15 protein-coding genes and 1 tRNA gene are annotated in these 15,528 nt (G+C 59.3%); 4 read left to right on the top strand and 12 right to left on the bottom strand.

Annotation, left to right across the window (positions count from 1 at the left end; genetic code table 11):
* Positions 1-43 precede the first annotated feature (43 nt).
* The 8 genes from NBG89_RS09295 to NBG89_RS09330 form a co-directional block, all read right to left on the bottom strand.
* Positions 44-310, bottom strand: a complete 267-nt coding sequence (locus NBG89_RS09295) for a hypothetical protein (protein WP_088692048.1) — start codon at positions 308-310, stop codon at positions 44-46.
* Between the two features lie 967 nt (positions 311-1,277).
* Positions 1,278-1,353 (bottom strand) — tRNA-Lys (locus NBG89_RS09300).
* A 124-nt stretch (positions 1,354-1,477) separates the two neighbouring features.
* On the bottom strand, positions 1,478-2,389 hold the full coding sequence (locus tag NBG89_RS09305) for a PhzF family phenazine biosynthesis protein (RefSeq protein ID WP_431322567.1): 912 nt from the start codon (positions 2,387-2,389) through the stop codon (positions 1,478-1,480).
* Between the two features lie 65 nt (positions 2,390-2,454).
* Positions 2,455-3,201, bottom strand: coding sequence for an NUDIX hydrolase (locus tag NBG89_RS09310; RefSeq protein ID WP_431322568.1), 747 nt, complete (start codon positions 3,199-3,201; stop codon positions 2,455-2,457).
* The gene (locus tag NBG89_RS09315; protein ID WP_431322569.1) at positions 3,198-4,307 is read right to left on the bottom strand and encodes an endonuclease/exonuclease/phosphatase family protein; all 1,110 of its coding nucleotides are present in this window, start codon (positions 4,305-4,307) and stop codon (positions 3,198-3,200) included. The genes NBG89_RS09310 and NBG89_RS09315 overlap by 4 nt, the downstream gene beginning before the upstream one ends.
* A 68-nt stretch (positions 4,308-4,375) precedes the next feature.
* Complete coding sequence (locus NBG89_RS09320) at positions 4,376-5,404, bottom strand: ABC transporter ATP-binding protein (RefSeq protein WP_431322570.1); 1,029 nt, start codon at positions 5,402-5,404, stop codon at positions 4,376-4,378.
* Positions 5,392-7,086 (bottom strand): ABC transporter permease, encoded by a 1,695-nt coding sequence (locus NBG89_RS09325; protein ID WP_431322571.1) that lies wholly within the window; start codon positions 7,084-7,086, stop codon positions 5,392-5,394. The genes NBG89_RS09320 and NBG89_RS09325 overlap by 13 nt, the downstream gene beginning before the upstream one ends.
* Before the next feature lie 9 nt (positions 7,087-7,095).
* Positions 7,096-8,073, bottom strand: coding sequence for an ABC transporter substrate-binding protein (locus tag NBG89_RS09330; protein WP_431322572.1), 978 nt, complete (start codon positions 8,071-8,073; stop codon positions 7,096-7,098).
* A 162-nt stretch (positions 8,074-8,235) separates the two neighbouring features.
* Here NBG89_RS09330 and NBG89_RS09335 point away from each other — a divergent pair, with 162 nt between their 5' ends.
* Positions 8,236-9,294, top strand: coding sequence for an aldo/keto reductase (locus NBG89_RS09335; RefSeq protein ID WP_431322573.1), 1,059 nt, complete (start codon positions 8,236-8,238; stop codon positions 9,292-9,294).
* A 25-nt stretch (positions 9,295-9,319) separates the two neighbouring features.
* On the opposite strand, the gene NBG89_RS09340 is transcribed toward NBG89_RS09335, so the two are convergent.
* Complete coding sequence (locus NBG89_RS09340) at positions 9,320-10,540, bottom strand: PLP-dependent aminotransferase family protein (RefSeq protein WP_431322574.1); 1,221 nt, start codon at positions 10,538-10,540, stop codon at positions 9,320-9,322.
* A 219-nt stretch (positions 10,541-10,759) separates the two neighbouring features.
* Here NBG89_RS09340 and NBG89_RS09345 point away from each other — a divergent pair, with 219 nt between their 5' ends.
* Positions 10,760-11,860, top strand: coding sequence for a branched-chain amino acid aminotransferase (locus NBG89_RS09345; RefSeq protein WP_431322575.1), 1,101 nt, complete (start codon positions 10,760-10,762; stop codon positions 11,858-11,860).
* 236 nt (positions 11,861-12,096) lie between these two features.
* On the opposite strand, the gene NBG89_RS09350 is transcribed toward NBG89_RS09345, so the two are convergent.
* Positions 12,097-12,546, bottom strand: coding sequence for a YidB family protein (locus NBG89_RS09350; RefSeq protein WP_431322576.1), 450 nt, complete (start codon positions 12,544-12,546; stop codon positions 12,097-12,099).
* A gap of 152 nt (positions 12,547-12,698) precedes the next feature.
* On the opposite strand from NBG89_RS09350, the gene NBG89_RS09355 reads away from it, so the two are divergent.
* Together NBG89_RS09355 and NBG89_RS09360 are read left to right on the top strand one after the other, a co-directional pair.
* On the top strand, positions 12,699-12,956 hold the full coding sequence (locus NBG89_RS09355) for a GlsB/YeaQ/YmgE family stress response membrane protein (RefSeq protein ID WP_088692036.1): 258 nt from the start codon (positions 12,699-12,701) through the stop codon (positions 12,954-12,956).
* 90 nt (positions 12,957-13,046) lie between these two features.
* On the top strand, positions 13,047-13,634 hold the full coding sequence (locus NBG89_RS09360; protein WP_431322577.1) for a class I SAM-dependent methyltransferase: 588 nt from the start codon (positions 13,047-13,049) through the stop codon (positions 13,632-13,634).
* A 49-nt stretch (positions 13,635-13,683) separates the two neighbouring features.
* Here the strand turns inward: NBG89_RS09360 and ilvC are convergent, their stop codons facing one another.
* Positions 13,684-14,703, bottom strand: coding sequence for a ketol-acid reductoisomerase (gene ilvC, locus NBG89_RS09365; protein ID WP_088692034.1), 1,020 nt, complete (start codon positions 14,701-14,703; stop codon positions 13,684-13,686).
* Between the two features lie 46 nt (positions 14,704-14,749).
* Entirely contained in the window at positions 14,750-15,415 is a 666-nt protein-coding gene (locus NBG89_RS09370) for a TetR/AcrR family transcriptional regulator (protein ID WP_026371979.1), read from the bottom strand.
* Positions 15,416-15,528: the final 113 nt, after the last annotated feature.

Below are 15,528 nucleotides of genomic sequence, written 5' to 3' on the forward strand. Positions count from 1 at the left end.
AGCTATCAAACGAGAAGAGCCCCGCTTTACGCGAGGCTGTTCGCTATTCGCAAACCGTTCTGTACCTGGTGATGTAGTGGTTATGACTCCGGTGCTGGTAAGGCACCCGCCAGCATACGTCGCGGTAAGCGTAACGCGGCCGATCGTAGTCACGGTATCTTGGACCGTATCGGTAATAGCGAGGTGGTGGCGGATCGTCATAGTACCTTGGGCCGCCGGAGCCGAATTCGAAATAAACACCTTGCGCGCCGGCAGGAGCACTCACCAGTACTGCTGCGAGGCCGGCCACTGCGATAATCAACCGTTTCATGGTCAGTCTCCTTTCTATGGAGACTTAACGCGTTGACGTGGCGGTAGTTCAGCATTTTTTGGTCTTATAGGACCTAAGTCCTATCACCATCAGACATCTCAAACGCAAGAGAGCCCCGCGGTGTCGGCGGGGCTCTTGAAAATCGTGACATCTTAAAACGACGTGCCTAGGGCGGCACGGCCTGAACTGAAACGTCCTCGTTCCGATTCGGTTCCCGAGGATCCTTCCTTGCCTATGCCGGCCGTGGCGTAAACCCACGCGCGGTATCGATTAATGCACGCAATTGCTTCTCGTCGCCGACACCCTGGCGGTAAAACTCAATGATGATTGAGGCGATCCGCTCGGATTCATCCGAGGAGGCGTCGATTTCCTGCTCGTTACGGATGTGATCAAGCACGCGGTGGCAGACCGACAGGGTCTCTCGAATGCAACGGCTCGTCGCAGCGACTGTAGCGCTTGTGAGACATAGTAGTTCCCCCTCCTCCGGAGGCAGAAAGGAGCCCCGCAGGAAGCGGGGCAAATGACAGGGACGTTTGGAAAGGCCAAGGCGGGGTGTGCGGGTCGCCTTGGAACTCTACTGAGAACGCGACGTCGGACTGTTGGTTCCCATTATCTTGCGACGTCTTTCTGCTAGCCTCCCCAATGCCGGCGACACCGTCGAGCGATTGACAGTTTGCGAATACATTTGATCGACCGGTTGGAGAACGAATTGAATATCGCGATTGGCCTCATCCTGTCGAGAAAGCTGGAGGCTGAGCGCCTCCAAACGACTGAGAAAGTCACACGCGGCGTTGAAGCGATGCCGTTGCGGCCCGAATCCGCCAGTTGTTCCAACTCTCATGAAACCCAACAGCGCAGAGCTCCGGCGCTATGGGACCGAGAGCAACGGCAGCGGCGTCACGTTGGTGATTCGGGAGGAAGCCGCGACTTGAGAGCTTCCTCTTAAATCTTTGATATATAAGAAAAATGGTGGGTGATGTAGGGCTCGAACCTACGACCCGCTGATTAAGAGTCAGCTGCTCTACCAACTGAGCTAATCACCCGTAACCGCCGTGTTGCGCGGTGTGAGGGGGCGTATAAACAGGATCGTTCGGCTTGTCTAGCACCTGCCCGAAAATTCTTTGGTTAAAGACGAAGATTTTTGCGCATGGCTGAAATGCAATGAAATCAAAGGTCCAGCGTTCCGCTGGCGATACGCACCGCCTGCCCACCAATCCGGGCATTCGAGATCGCTCCGCCTTCGACATCCATATGCAGATGGATCAAGGATGGTCGACCCATCTCCACACCCTGCTCGATCATTACGCCGTGGTGTCCGTCCGTCAGGCGGTCGAAATGGTGAATGGTGCCGGATAGTGCGGCCACTGCCGCCCCGGTTGCCGGGTCCTCGACGATCCCCATGCCGCTTGCAAACATCCGCGCATGGAACTTCGCGGCATGATTTACACCACCCCGACAGTAGATATAGGCCGAGGCAAGTGCGCCATCGACGAAAGGAACGGTCGCTTCCCAAAGTTGCGGATCGAAATCCATTCGCTGCGCCGCGCCAACATCGTGAACTGGAATCATGAGGAACGGCACTCCCGCACTCCAAAGCGACGGTACGTGGTTCTCAAAGCCGATTTCCGTCGTCTTCAGCGACAACGCATTGGCGATCCCGAGCTTGTCGAGCGGCATGGTGATCTGCTGCGACTTCCGCGGCAGATCGAATTCGGCAAAACTCGCCTCCCCCTCCCGAAGCCGAACCGCGCAGCGCACCGGCCCGACATTTTCCTCCAGCACTGAAACGAGATCGATGGTCGATTTGCCGTGCGCGTGCTCGGCGAGAGCAATCGCGGTACCGACCGTCGGGTGTCCCGCAAAGGGCAACTCACGACCGGGCGTGAAAATACGAATCCGAGCCGTATAGGCTGGATTGTTTGCTGGTAGGACGAAGACCGTTTCAGAGAGGTTCATTTCCTTGGCGATCGCCTGCATGGCGTCGCCGCTGAGTTCGTCGCCATCGAAGATGACGGCGAGCGGATTTCCGGCGAGTCTGCGGTCAGTGAACACGTCATAGACGCTGTAGCTTCGCGCCACATCGGCCTCCTGTCTCGGTCCTCGTTTCGCCAAACTGCCCGACCGGGCGACCGAGCGCAAGGCGTTTAAGAGCCGTGCTTTTCTCCAAAGTACCAGTCGATCACGGGGAGCATTGCAATATTGTAGGGATGCACTTTCGGATCGGCCGAACGGATCGCAACCACGCCGGCAATCTCCTTGTCATCAGCAACCAGCATGTGTGCTTCGATCTTCTCAATCATCTCCTCGGCAGTCAGATCGAAGCGGAAGAGCCGCAGCACTGTCACCGTGCGCCTGACATGGCTTGCATAGTAGCGGTCACCGGCTTCGGCCTCGTTGAGGTCGAGGCCCGTTTCCTCCCTCACCTCGCGACGCATGTTCTCTTCGACGTCGCAGCGACCGCCGGAGATGTCCTCAGGTTCCAGCGAGCCGGCGGCAAAATACACCTGACCCGGATTGGCCGTGTGGCTCCCCATGCGGATAGCCACGAGCGCACTGTCTGAGCTTTCAAGGACGGGATAGGCGAACAGATGGATGCCCCCGTTCCTATTCAGCTGACGTCGCCACCACATGAATGTCGAGAATGGTATGAGGTGGCCCTCGGCAACCAAACCGGTATCCGTCAGAGCCAGTCGCTTCTGGAAAACCATCCTGCCATCAAACAGCGCAGGGTTTGCCGCCGTTTCCTTCTCCCAATTCTCCCGGATCGCCTCGCGCTCGGCGACATAGAAGGGATGGTCTCCGGCCAGGACCCGAAGATCCAGCCCGGCAATGGGAAATACGGTCTGTTCCGGCGGCCAGCCGGCGAAATCCTCGGAAAAATGAAGGTTCATATCAAATCCAATGTCATGACAACGGGGCAATGGTCGGAAGCCTTCGGTCGATCCCAGCCAGTGCGGGGATAACGCTCGACCTCCTGGCCGGGTGGGAAAACCGTACGGTAGGGCTGTCCATGCCGGACGATCTCCGGCATGCGACTGGCATTCGTTCTGGCGAGAACCGGCGAGAGCCAGATGTAATCAAGCTGACACAGCCACTGCTCTTCGGGTCCGCGGGCATGGTAGAGCGTCCAGCGATCGAGCGGATTACGGCGACGGACGACGTTCTCTGCAAAGCCATCATGGCTGAAAACGTCGAGTGCACTGATGCCCTCGTCCTGATGCTCGAAGCGGTATCCCGTGCGGCGGCGCCCGATGACGTCGACGCGCTCCTGATAATCGTTCATGTCGCCACATATAACGAACCGCTTGTCATCGGTGTGACCGCCGAAGCGGTCTTCGATGATGCGGCGTACCGCCAGCGCCTCGGCCCGCCGCACGGGCATCGTGCCAAGCCTGCTGTCGACGCCATTCGTGCGCGGCCCGTCCATCGATTTGAAATGGACCAAGTAGAGCGACAGCGGGACGCCACCGATCTCGAGCTCGAGTTCCAGGCAGTCCCGCTTGAAGATCTTGTCGTCGATGCGGTTGGTCAGCGCCAGTTGGTCGTTGAAGAGCCCCAGATCGCGATAGGTGAGCATCGCATGGCTCTTGATCTGCTTGAGCTCGATCTTCTGCCCATCGCGTGTCTCTTCACGCATCAGGACCGCAACATCGATCCCGCGGCTGTCGTTGCCCTCGACGAGATACTTTTGCCGGTAGCCGTTACCGACCATCCTGAAGAGATAACCGTATTCGAAAGCCTGCAGCGCTTCCATGTTATCGACTTCCTGCAGGCAGAGAATGTCGGCATCGGCGTCGGCAATCGCCAGCGCCGTCATCTGTCGGGTATCATCGGTGGAAGCGATCACCCGCGCCTGCTCGAGCTGCTGATAGACGCCTTCGCTGCGCACTTCGAAAAGCTTGATCACCCGGTCTTGGCGCAGCTGGTTGCGGAAACCGGTAAAATCGAAACGCGTCATCAGATTTTCAACGTTGAAAGTAGCAAGGCGGAGCGACATCGAGCATTTCCGATTGGCGTTATGCCATTAGTAGTGGCTAAGTCCCGCTTCGGAAAGACGTTTCGCGATCAGAGACGCCAAGCGGCGCGCACTACGACCCGCACGGATTCACCGACCTCAAGGCGCTTCCGGCTGAAAGCCCGAAGCGCCTGCCCGTCGGCAAGCAGCAGCCTCACTGCATAGCGCTCGCCTTCATAGAGGATGCTGCCGACGCGGGCAGGAATGCCCTCCCCTACGATCAGGACATCCTCCTGACGAGCCAGTATGTCTGCCTTCGGAAGATGGTCGGGCTCTATCGAGAACAACGGTTCGAGTGCGCTCCAGTCGAATTGCCTGATGTCACCAGCCGGAGATGGAAGTGAGAGAATTGCACCGCGGCCAATCAACCCGCCAACCAGTCGCCCCTCCGGATGGGCATAAATTTCCGCCGGCGGTGCAGCTTGCAGAAGGCGGCCTTCGGACATGACAGCGACATCGGTTGCCAACGCCATTGCTTCGCTCTGATCGTGCGTGACGTAGATCATCGTCGCGCCCGAGCGCTGGTGAAACTCGCGAAACGTTTCCTCCATCTCCTGCTTCAGGTGACGGTCGAGATTGGCGAGCGGCTCGTCGAGCAGCACGACGTCAGGTGACGAGACAAGGCAGCGTGCCAGCGCCACGCGCTGTCGCTGGCCACCCGAGAGATCGGCGGGGCGGCGCTCGGCGTAATCGGCGAGTCTTACCGTCGCCAGCGCCTCGCCTACTTTCTGTCTGTAAGTCTCGCCGGAGATACCGCGCACCTTCAGGGGATAGCCGACGTTGTCCGCGACACTCATATGCGGCCAAAGCGCATAGGATTGGAACACCATCGCCATGTTGCGCCATTCCGGCGGCAGCGAGCGGGAAGCGTCGGCGAGCAGCCGCTCCCCGAGATGGATGGAACCGTCCGTCGGCGCCTCGAAACCGGCGATCATGCGCAGTACCGTCGTCTTGCCACAACCCGACGGTCCGAGCAGTGCCAGAAAGCCGCCGTGCCGCACCCTCAGGGAAAAATCGGCCACCGCCGCACGACCGGTCCCGAAATCCTTCGCTAGGTGGTTGAGGATCAGTTCCGCCATGGGACGACCCCTCTCGGCAAGCGCTTTGCCATCAGTTCCAGAAGCAGCATCATGAACACGACCATAAGGACCACGAGCACAGACAGGGCCGATGCCAAATCGGAACTGCCGCTGTCGTCGAGATTGTAGATCGCCACGCCAAGCGTCTGTGTTCCCGCAGACCAGAGGAGTGCGGAAATCGTAAGCTCATTGCAAGCAATGAGGAAAACCAGAATGACCGACGCTCCCGCAGCCGGAGCAATCAACGGCACGGCAATATCGAAGAGCCGCCGGAAGAAGCCTGCCCCAGAGAGCCTTGCCGCCTCCTCAAGCGCAGGGTCGAGCTGGTGAAACGCACTGATGATCGGCTTCAGGCTCACGGCGAAGAAACTGGAAAGATAGGCGATCAAGATGATCCAGATCGTCCCGTAAAGGGTCACGTGCAGGATAGGAATCGGCGCGGCAAACACGAGAATGAAGGACACGGCCATGACGATGCCGGGCAGTGAATAGGGAATCTCGATCAGGCTTGAAACAGTGCGGCTGAAAAGGTCTTTACGTCGCTTCAGCGCGTAGGCCGCAAGCACAGTCACCACAAGGAGACACAGTGCCGTCCCGGCAGCAAGAGAAAGAGAATTGACAAAGGCCGTACGCGTAACAACTTGCCGGAAGAGGATTTCATGGAAGGCATTTGCCGACATCGTCTTGAAGGTGAGCGACACACCATAGGCGGGGACGAGCGCACCAGCGAGGAGCGCAAAGAACGGTGCTGCCAACATGAAGAAAAGGCAGAGCCAGAGCAGCGGCTGCACGACAAACTTCCAACCTCCCAACTCGAAGGCCGCGGTCGGGCCCGAAAGCCCAAGCACGCGGTAGTCGCGTCCACGCAAGGTACGGTCCTGAATGGCGAGTCCAGTAACGGAAATGATCGCGATGATCGCCGAAAGCACCGCCACGTCGCCGAAAGTCCGGCTTGTGAAGGAAGAGAACTTGGTGAAGATCAGCGTCGGAAGCGTGTAGATCGAGGCGGGTATGCCGAGAATGGCAGGAATGCCGAAGTTGCCTGTGCAGGAAACGAAGGAGATTGCGGCGCCGGCAATGATGCCCGGCAGCGAGAGCGGCAGAATGATATCGCGGAAAACCTGAAAGCTGCCGGCGCCGGCAAGACGGGCAGCCTCGACGCCATCGCGGGGTAACACCATCAAGCCGGCGCGAAGCGCGAGATAGACGAGTGGCGCATGCTGCACTCCATAGAGCAGCGAAATGCCGCCAACAGAGTAGAGAGGCTGCGGGGATCCGAGCGGAGGCGCAATGTGCAATGCCTTAAGCGGCGGGCTTGAAGGCCCGGACATCTGCACCCATGCCAGCGCTGTCACCTGCGGCGGTATCATCATCGGCAGCACGAACAGGAAACTCAGCACACCCTTGCCACGGATATCCGTCAGCGTCAGCAGGAACGCGAAGGTGCAGCCGATCGCAAGCGAAATCAGTGTGCCGAAGACGGCCGTGACAAGTGTGTAGTAGGTGGCCGACCAGAGCGCGGGATCGCTCAGCACGGCGCCAATACCATCATTTGAGAGTGCGGCGATGCCTGTCATCGCAAGCCGCGCCAGCGGCAGCACGCTCAGGATCAGGACAATGATAACAACAAAAGGAAACAGCCAGCCGGGCTGGCTGCTTCCGGAACGAACATATCCGTGCATCAGCAACGATCAGTTCGAGCTGTAAATGCCGGAGAAGGTCTTGAGGTCCTGATCGGTGTTCTTCAGTGCCTGGACGGCATTGATCGGCAGCACTTTGATGCTGTCGCGTGCCGGGAAGCCCTGCGGCAGCTTCATCCCGTTGCGAGCCGGGATATAGCCGAGCTTGAGGAAACCTTCCTGTCCCTTTTGAGAGAGGACGTAATCAACGAATTTCTTTGCAGCTTCGACATTCCTGGAGCTGGCGAGAATGCCGACCGGCTCCGTTACTGCGGAGACGCCTTCCGTCGGGAATACGAACTCGACCGGCGCGCCCTTGGCCTTTTCGCGGATCGGCATGTAGTCGACGATCATGCCGAATGCCTTTTCGCCCGAAGCGACCGACTTAAGGACCGCACCGTTGCCACCGGCAGCCGTCGCGCCGTTGGCGGCGAGATCCTTGTAGAAGTCCCAGCCGAGGCCGTCGACACCGGCCAGCGTCTGCGCGTGAATGAGGGCGGCGCCCGACGTCAGCGGGCTTGGCATGGTCATGAGACCCTTGGCTTCAACCTTCGTCAGATCCTTCCAACTGGTCGGCTTGAACGCAGCCGATGTGTTGTAAACAATGCCGGTGGTGATCAGCTTCGTGGAATAATAGTAGCCGTCAGTATCATAAAGCGAAGCGTCGTAGCTCGCGGCTTCCGGCGACTTGTATGCAAGCAATTTGCCGGCTTCCTTCAGGCGCTCGAGCGTCACCGTGTCGGCAATCAGCAGGACGTCGGCAACGGGATTGCCGGCTTCGATTTCCGCCTGCAGCTTTGCCATGATCTTCGGCGTGCCATCACGTACCCAGTCCACCTTGATGCCGGGATTGGCGGCCATGAAGCCATCGACGGTCGCCTGCGCATCTTCGTTCGGCTGGCTCGTGTAGAGAACGAGATTGGCGGCGGATGCCGGAATTGCAAGCAAGCTCGCTGCGAGCAGCGCGGCGGCGGAAACGATCGTCTTCATGGCGGATCCTCGATGGTGGGAGAGCTGTTCCTTAGCCATCGCGGATAACATGATTGTGACAGCCGGCTTCGCGACGCTAACGTGCAATCGTGCTCTTGACCCGCCTACCCCGCCCCTATCTTCTACCGCACGTTTTGACTCATGCATTTTTGGAGGACGCAAATGGAATACCGGCTTCTCGGCCGTTCCGGCCTCAAGATTTCGACTGTGACGATGGGCACGATGACGTTCGGCGGCCAAGGCTGGGCAAAGATGGTGGGCGATCTCGGGGTCACCGAAGCGCGCAGGCTCGTCGACATCTGCCTCGACGCCGGCGTCAACCTCATCGATACGGCTGACGTCTACTCACAGGGCGTCTGCGAGGAAATCCTGGGCGAGATCATTGGCGGGCCGCGAAAGAATGGCGTGCTGATCGCGACCAAGGCCCGCTTCCCGATGGGAGAAGGACCGAACGACGTTGGTTCCTCCCGCTACCATCTCATCAATGCGTGCGAAGCCAGCCTGCGACGCATGAAGACTGACGTCATTGATCTTTACCAGCTTCACGAATGGGATGGCCAAACGCCCCTCGAAGAAACCATGGAGGCGCTAGACACGCTCGTCCGCCAGGGCAAGGTCCGCTATGTCGGCTGCTCGAATTTCTCAGGCTGGCATATCATGAAGGCCCTTGGCGTCAGCGAGAGGGAAAAGCGCGAACGCTTCGTCAGCCAGCAGATCCACTACACGCTCGAAGCGCGCGATGCCGAGTACGAGCTACTCCCGATCAGCATCGACCAGGGGCTCGGCGTGCTCGTCTGGAGCCCGCTCGCGGCCGGCCTGCTTTCCGGCAAGCATCGCCGCAACCAGGCAGCACCGGAAGGCTCGCGTCAGTTCGCAGGTTGGACCGAGCCCCCGATCCGCGACGAAAACCGTCTCTGGAACATCGTGGAAACGCTGGTGGCGATCGCCGACGACCGTGCTGTGTCGGCAGCCCAGGTGGCGCTTGCTTGGTTGATAGGCCGCAAGGCTGTCACGTCAGTCATCATCGGTGGCCGCACCGAAGCCCAGTTCAAGGACAATCTGGCAGCCGCCGAGCTGAAGCTGACCGAAGACGAGCGCAAGCGCCTCGATGCGGTCAGCCTGCCACCTGTGCTTTATCCGTATTGGCACCAGCTCAACACTGCAAAAGACCGGCTGAGTGAGGCCGATCTGGAATTGTTCGGCCCGCACTTGAATCGTTAGTTGGTTCTGAAAAGTCGGCGGCCAATCAGCCGCCGATTTCACCGGCGATCAGCGCACCAAGGCGGCTGATCCCCTCCTCGATCATCTGATCGTTGGCGCAGGAGAAGCTGACGCGGAACGTGTTCTCGCCGGAGCCATCGGCGAAGAATGCCTTGCCGGGGACGAAAGCGACCTTGGCCGTTTCAAGCGACTTGGCGAGCAGCGTGGCACCATCCATGCCATCAGGCAGCGTCACCCAGATGAACATGCCGCCTTCCGGCTTGGTCCAGCTCGTACCGGCAGGCATGTACTTCTCAAGCGCAGCCAGCATGACATTCCGGCGATGACTGTAGACAGACTTGATCTTCGCGACCTGAGCATCAAAACCGCGTTCCGCGACGTGCGCGATCGCCATCTGATTGATCGTCGAGGAGTGCAGGTCGGCCGCCTGCTTCATCAGCACCAGCTTACGGATGACGGGAGCATTGGCAACGATGAAGCCGACGCGAAGACCTGGAGCCAGCGTCTTCGAGAAGCTGCCGCAATAGATCGTGCGGGTATCGTTGATGTGACCCTTCTTGGCAATTTCGGTCGCAAGGATCGGCGCGATCGGCGTCCCGTCGTAACGCAGTGACTGATAGGCTGCGTCTTCAATGACCGCGATATCGAGATCTTCTGCCAGGGCCAGGACGTTCTCTCGCCCCGCCTGATCGACTGTCTCGCCAGTTGGGTTGGCAAAATCGGCCGAGAGATAGGCGAATTTCACCTTGCCGCCCGCAGCCGACGCCTGCGCCTTATAGGAGTCCGGCGTGCGGTTGCCGTTCGGCGTCAGCTGGTCGTAGCTCGGCTCGTAGGCGTTGAAGGCCTGGAGCGCGCCGAGATAGGTCGGGCAGGTGACAAGTGCCGTATCATTGGGCGACAGGAAAAGCTTGCCGAGATAGTCCAAGCCCTGCTGCGAACCGGACACGACGAAGACGTTCTCAAGCTCGCACGGAATGTTGAGCGCGGCCATTTGCTTGACCAGCCATTCACGAAGCGGCTTGTAGCCTTCGCTGACCGAATACTGCAGCGCCGAGTTCACGGCTGAACTGTTGAAGATATCGGCGTAAGCCGCCTTGAATTCCTGATCGGGGAAAAGTGCCGGATCCGGAATTCCACCTGCAAAGGAAATGATGTCAGGGCGGTCGAGAAGCTTCAGGAGTTCGCGAATCTCCGATGCGCGCATACGTGAAGAACGCGTCGCGAATATGCTTTCCCAATTCAACATGGGCATTTCCTCGTAATTTTTTGTCTTTACGCGACAGAACCACGCAACAAAAGATAAGTCAACATTACTGACCTATTTGTTTGCTACCGTGACAATTTCAGGAAACGAGGGTCACTTCTATGATCAGAAGCCAGAACCGGCCGAAATCGATCTTTTCAAGACCCACTCTGTGGCGGTAGTGTCGCCGCCACTATCCAATATGCTATGAAGGTGCCAGCAATGCCCGCGTCGTCGAACACTCCTAAAATCAAGATCGAATTCCATACGTCGCCGGTCTCGGAGGCCGATCGAACTCAGGCCCTGGAATCGCCCGGCTTTGGAAAGGTCTTCACGGATCACATGGTTCTGGCACGGTGGACTCCCGAGCACGGCTGGCACGATGCGAAGGTTACGCCCAGACGGTCTTTGGAACTCGATCCTGCCAGCGCGGTGCTGCACTATGCTCAGGAAATCTTTGAAGGCATGAAAGCCTACAAGGCGGACGATGGTCGCATTCTGCTTTTCCGGCCTGAAGAGAACGCCCGCCGTTTTGCGCAGTCGGCGGCCAGGATGGCGATGCCCGCCGTTCCGACAGAGCTTTTCCTCAAGGCGGTCGAAGAACTTGTCCGTGTCGACAAGGAATGGATTCCATCAGGCGACGGCAGCCTCTACCTGCGCCCATTCATGTTCGCCAACGAGGCATTCCTCGGCGTCCGCCCCGCCCAGGAGTATATCTTCTGTATCATTGCCTCCCCTGTGGGCGCCTACTTCAAAGGTGGAGCGAAGGCGGTCTCCCTGTGGGTCGAGACTGAATATACCCGTGCAGCGGCCGGCGGCACCGGTGCTGCCAAATGTGGCGGAAACTACGCCGCCAGCCTCGTGGCACAGGCTGAAGCGGCGAAGAAGGACTGCGACCAAGTCGTGTTCCTTGATGCAGCGGAACATCGCTGGGTCGAAGAACTCGGCGGGATGAACGTATTCTTCGTCATGAATGACGGATCTGTCGTAACCCCGCCTCTCGGCGGCACGATCCTGCCGGGCATCACGCGCGCCTCGGTGATCGTTCTCGCCGAAGAAAGGGGCTTGCGCGTCGAGCAGCGTCCCTACTCGTTCGCGGAATGGCAGAACGATGCGGCCACTGGCAAGCTCGTGGAAGCCTTCGCTTGCGGAACCGCAGCAGTACTCGCGGGCATCGGCCTGGTGCGGCACGCGGGCGGCGAATTCCTGATCGGAGACGGACAAACCGGCAAGCTGACCAGCGAGCTGCGTCAGGAGCTCGTTGGCCTGCAGAAGGGCGTAACGAACGATGAGCGCGGCTGGACACGTCGCATCCTGGCCTGAGGTCAACGGGGCGGCGAGCAGCGGACCACCAGTAAATTCAGAGATTTAGAAACCGGGCGGCGCCCGGTTTTTTTGGCAGGACGAGAGTAAAAGTCATGGCTTGCGGCGCTATGCTTCAGCCGTTGGCAAAATCAAGGAGTTTCGGGGTGGTATCGGGAAAAACACTCCTTCGCCCCCGCTTCCCGACGGGAAACGGGGAAGATCTTTTCTGAGACTGCAGCTCGAACGTGCCGAGCTCAGGAATGGAACAGGGCCGCGATCTGCTCTTGCGTCGGCAGCTGGCCGCGCGGCGTCAGCTTGTCGACCACTCCAGGCAGAACGGTCGACAATTGGTTCAGTAGCTCCTGCTCACTGATTCCCGCCTGACGTGCGAGATCGCTGATCGTCTTGGAGCCCAGCGCATCATTGAGACTGCCAGGTGCGATCGGCCTGTTCTGCCCAGGCTGGACCCAGGAGTCGACAGTATCGCCCTGCCCGGCTTCCGTCAGCTTGCCGAGAAGACCGCCGAGACCGCCGAGCCCACCGAGAAGCCCGCCGTCACCGGCCTGCGGGTTGGTCTGCTGAGCGGCTGGATCCGTCTGGCTTCCTCCGCCGCCGAGGAGCTTCCCCACCAGCAACGCGCCAAGTGCGATCATGATCGGCTTCGATATATTTCCGCCTGGAACAGCGTCGTCAAAGATACCCATGCCATCCTCCTTTTCGATTTCTTCATTTCCATGAACAACAACTGTAGAATGAAAGCATAAGGTTCTCGCGAACCTTGAATTCCCCGACGAGCTATTTAGCTTAAACGGGAAGATGGTCTGAATATTCAACCAATCAAGGAGGGGAATGGCAGATGTCAGTAATCGGTTGGATTATCCTTGGACTGATCGCCGGGTTCATCGGCAGCAAGATCGTCAACAAGTCGGGCGCGGGCATGTTGATGGACATCGTCCTCGGGATCGTCGGAGCGATCGTCGGCGGCGTCATCTTCAGCTTCTTCGGCGCATCCGGCATAACGGGCTTCAATATCTACAGCCTCGTTGTCGCCGTCATCGGTGCCGTCGTCGTTCTCTGGCTGTACCACGCCGTCAGCGGGCGCCGTTCCATCTAGCTCTGTTTTTATGTCGACGGGATGAGCGCCGCCTCAAAGGCGGCGACTTTGTGCGTGTAACTCCGGCCTTGGGTCATCGGGCGAACGATCATGGCAAACGAGAGTACATCTTCATTCTACGACGACAACGCGGCCACCTATGCCGCGCGGCAACGCACGCTGCCGGTTCGACGGCTGGACGCCTTTTTGTCGCTGCTGCCGCCAGGTGCAGCCATTCTCGATCTGGGCTGCGGCGGCGGCCAGGACAGCGCCTACATGCTATCGAAGGGCTTCGACGTGACGCCGTCAGATGGATCGCCGGCGATCGCGCAGCAGGCGGAAACCCTTCTGAAGCGCCCTGTCGCCGTTCTGCGCTTCGAGGATTTGGATGAGGAAGAAGCCTTCGACGGAGTATGGGCCGAGGCGAGCCTGTTGCACGTCCCACGGGCAAACCTCTCTAATGTGCTGGAACGCATCCGCACTGCTCTGCGGCCGGGCGGCACCTTTCACGCCACCTTCAAGGCGGGTGAGGCCGAAGGGCATGACGGCTTTGGCCGCTACTACAACTACCCGTCGGCGGAACTGCTCTCGGAAATGCTGAGCAACGGCGGCTGGCATAACATCGTCATCAGCGAGGGCGATGGCACCGGCTACGACGGAAAGCCGACCCGGTGGCTCGCGGTACGGACGCAAAAATAAAGGCCGGAGCTTTCGCCCCGGCCCTCGTGAGCCAGCAGTTTGAAACCGCTTAGTTGACGGACTTGTCGACCAGCTTGTTCTTGCCAATCCAAGGCATCATGCCGCGAAGCTTCGCACCGACTTCCTCGATCTGGTGGCTGTCGTTCATGCGACGGATGCCCTTGAAGCGCGAACCGCCTGCCTTGTATTCCTGCATCCAGTCTGACGTGAACTTGCCGGTCTGGATGTCGTGCAGGACGCGCTTCATTTCAGCCTTGGTTTCAGCCGTGATGATGCGCGGGCCGGTGACGTATTCGCCCCACTCTGCCGTGTTCGAGATCGAGTAGTTCATGTTGGCGATACCGCCTTCATAGATCAGGTCGACGATGAGCTTCACTTCGTGCAGGCACTCGAAGTAGGCCATTTCAGGCGCGTAGCCAGCCTCAACCAGCGTTTCGAAGCCGGCGCGGATCAGCTCGACGAGACCGCCGCAGAGAACGACCTGTTCGCCGAAGAGGTCGGTCTCGCACTCTTCGCGGAAGTTGGTTTCGATGATGCCCGAACGGCCGCCGCCGACGCCGCAAGCGTAGGAGAGAGCGAGTTCAAGAGCATTGCCCGAAGCGTTCTGGTGAACGGCAACGAGGCAAGGAACGCCGCCGCCTTTCTGGTATTCGCCGCGAACCGTGTGGCCCGGGCCCTTCGGCGCGATCATGACGACGTCGAGCGAAGCCTTCGGCTCGATCAGGCCAAAGTGAACGTTGAGGCCGTGTGCGAAGGCGATTGCAGCGCCGTCACGGATGTTTCCGGCGATATCAGCCTTGTAGATGTCGGCCTGCAGCTCGTCAGGCGTCGCCATCATGATGAGGTCGCCCCACTTGGCGGCGTCGGCAACGGTCATGACCTTGAAGCCGTCGGCTTCCGCCTTCTTGATGGTTGCCGAACCGGCCTTAAGCGCGATCGCCACGTTGGCATGGCCGCTGTCCTTGAGGTTCAGGGCGTGTGCGCGACCCTGGGAACCGTAGCCGACGATGACGACGTTCTTCGACTTGATGAGGTTGAGATCTGCATCACGATCGTAATAGACGCGCATTTGAATTTCCTTCCCTTTGCTTGTCCTGTGACTGTTGTAAGTGGGATCAGCCGACCAGCGGCATCTCCGCCAAAACCTTTTCCGTGCCATACAGGCGCAGGAAGGCGGAAACGGCCCTCTCCGCCTGACGCGCGGTATCCTTGAGGCCCGGCTCGCCGAGCAGCATGCGAACATGCAGATCGGAAACGATCAGGCCGTAAAGCGTGTGATATGCCTCGTCGGCATCATGGAACCGAAGCAAGCCGGCGCGCTTGCCGGAATCGATCAGCCCCATGGCGCGGCGATCGATCTGGCGGCGACCCCGCTCCAGAAGCAGTTTGCCGAGCTTGGAGCCGTCGCGATGCGACTGACCGATGGCAAGACGGTTGAGCGCCAGTGAGACGTCGCCGGCGAGCACTTCTAGCAGATCCTTCGAGAAGATGACGAGGTGGTCGTGGAGGCTCGCCGAGGTCAGCCGCTCGCCATTTCGCTCGAAGGTGCGTACCTTACTCGCTTGGTAGGCGATCATGGCAGATAGCAGCCCGTCGCGGTCACCGAACCACTTATAGAGGCTTTCCTTGGAGCAATTTGCGGCGCGGGCAACGCCCGATGTCGTCAATGCCTTTTCGCCGCCATCTACGAGCAGCTGCAACGCTTGCTCTAGAACGGCGTTTTGGCGCGGCGAAAACTCGCTGGGCTCCAAATTATCGACAGACACGGCCTCACTCCCGATAAGTACCGTACGGTACGGTTCGCACGCTTTATGCTGCAAACCACTGTGCGCGTCAAGCGGCACAAAGGGAAAATTTCACGCTGCAGCGCAGCGCCGAATCTCAATACAGCTCC

Origin of the sequence: Rhizobium sp. YTU87027 (assembly GCF_050644135.1) — a bacterium.
Taxonomy (GTDB): Bacteria; Pseudomonadota; Alphaproteobacteria; order Rhizobiales; family Rhizobiaceae; genus Rhizobium.